Below are 1,896 nucleotides of genomic sequence, written 5' to 3' on the forward strand. Positions count from 1 at the left end.
AACCTGCAGCTCTCGATGCCCCCGCGTCCGATCTCCTCCGGCACCTTTACCCTCGACCAGTCGTACCCTTCGAAGGTCTTGGGGACCGGGAACTTGGCCCGTTTCAGCAGCCGCCCCCTCCTGCTCTCCTCTCTCCAGGAGAGCTCCTCCTCGAACATGCCTGCCAAGAACCTGAGCTCTGCGGCCGTCGACTCCGACGCGTACTTCTCCGCAGTGTGGTTGGATAGCATCACGGCCCTGAACCCTCTTCTCACCGCGCTCTCCAGGTCGCCTCGCGCGCTCATGCGGCGTCACCTCCGAGCATCCTGTCGTAGACAGTGAGATCCGGGCCGACGTCGGGCTCCGTCCCAAGGCCGAACCCGCCCATCCTCGCGAGCATCATCTCCACGTCGGAGGGCCTGGCTCTCCCCGTTGAGGCCAGCACCTCGGAGATAGCGGCGCCGACGTCCTCGACCGAGCTCTCCCTGCACCACCTGCGCATGCACACGATCAGGTCCTTTCTGGCAGCCGACTCCAGCGCGTCCACATGGGCCCTCACGTCTGCGGGCATGGCGGCCCTGACCGCCGAGTTGCGCCATGCGCCGGGCTTCCTCACCAGCAACGCCAGCTGGGACACGGCCTCCGGCCCGTTCTTCGCGGCCCCGAACCTCCTCGCGTGCTCCGCCACGATCTCGCCCGCGGCGTCCGCGAACGCGACGGTGTGGGCGCCGTACACGGCGGTGACGGTGCCGGAAGCCTGCCTGTGGCCCACATGGTAGCGGTGGCCGCCGTCGACGGTGGCGTCGCCGCGCTTGTCCACCGACACGCCGGTGACGAATCGCATGCAGCTGAAGGGCTTGGCGGGCAGGGGCGGCATCGCCGACCTGTCCCTCTCGAACAGCTCCGACCATGTCAGCCCCTTCTCGTAGTGGCGGTTCGAACCCGAGCCCGAGCAGCGGCTGAGCAGCTCCGCGTTGAACAGCTCGATGTCGTCGACGCTGGGCGCAGGCGTGAACAGATGCTGGCGACACCAGTAGACCTTTCGCTCCACATTGCCCTTCTCGTTGCCGGCGCGGGGGTTGGCGTAGGTCGCCTCGAACCCGTAATGGGCCTTCATCCGGCGGAAGAGGTCCGCCTCGGTCACGCTTTGCCCGCGGCGCCTGCCGGCGCCCGTGGCGTTGTCGAAGACGATGCGGGTGGGAACGCAGCCGATGTGCTCGAAGATGTCGCGGAGGCCCTGGCACACGCACTCGCTGGTCTCGCCCGCGAAGAGCTGGCAGAAGCCCATGTTGGAGAAGGGGAAGCTGAGCACCAGGAAGTGCATCCTCACGCGCTCTCCCCCGGCCAGCACGTCGACGTCGCCGAAGTCGGCCTGCGCCTCCCCCGGCGCCCAGACAAGCTCCATATAGCAGTCGGACGCCGCGGATATCTCGGCCTTGCGCCTCCTCACGTAGTTCTTGACGGTTCCGTAGCCGCCGTCGTAGGCGGTCTCGTCCAGCAAGCGCTCGTATATGCGCTTTGCGCTGTGTCGCTGCTTGCGCCATACGCGCTGGTCGCCGAGCAGGATCTCGTCGACGAAGGGCTTGTAAGGGTCAAGGATCGACGGGCGCGATTGCAGGCTCGGGGCCTGCGGCGAGAAATCGTCCATCGCGATGTACTTGCGGATCGTCGGTTGGGATATCCCCGTCCTGCGCTGTATCTCCGCATTGGAGAGGCCCCTTCTCGACATCTCTCGTATACTTTCGATCATTGGCATGCTGATCATCCTTCCTGCCTCCTGTGCAATTGTCAGTTGGTAGCTGCAATTGCAACGGTAGGCCTAGCTGGTCGGCATGCCTTTGCCTTTTCTGAAATTTTTCGTTTCCGTAGATGAAAAGAATGGGTGCCGCACTAGCAACAATCAGATTGCCCTAAACA

The 1,896-nt window shown here is 64.8% G+C and carries 2 protein-coding genes; both read right to left on the reverse strand.

Annotated elements, in window-relative coordinates; translation table 11 throughout:
* Positions 1–284: ATP-binding protein (locus tag ACTM82_RS08930; RefSeq protein ID WP_441055856.1), on the reverse strand; the 284-nt coding region annotated here is incomplete at its 3' end.
* Complete coding sequence (gene istA, locus ACTM82_RS08935; protein WP_304202435.1) at positions 281–1,735, reverse strand: IS21 family transposase; 1,455 nt, start codon at positions 1,733–1,735, stop codon at positions 281–283. The genes ACTM82_RS08930 and istA, both read right to left, overlap by 4 nt.
* Positions 1,736–1,896: the final 161 nt, after the last annotated feature.

Origin of the sequence: Collinsella sp. HCP3S3_E5 (assembly GCF_052067635.1) — a bacterium.
Taxonomy (GTDB): Bacteria; Actinomycetota; Coriobacteriia; order Coriobacteriales; family Coriobacteriaceae; genus Collinsella.

What these genes read in the sequence shown, in the direction of transcription:
- istA (WP_304202435.1), bottom strand. Translation starts at nt 1,735, where the DNA reads ATGCCAATGATCGAAAGTATACGAGAGATGTCGAGAAGGGGCCTCTCC.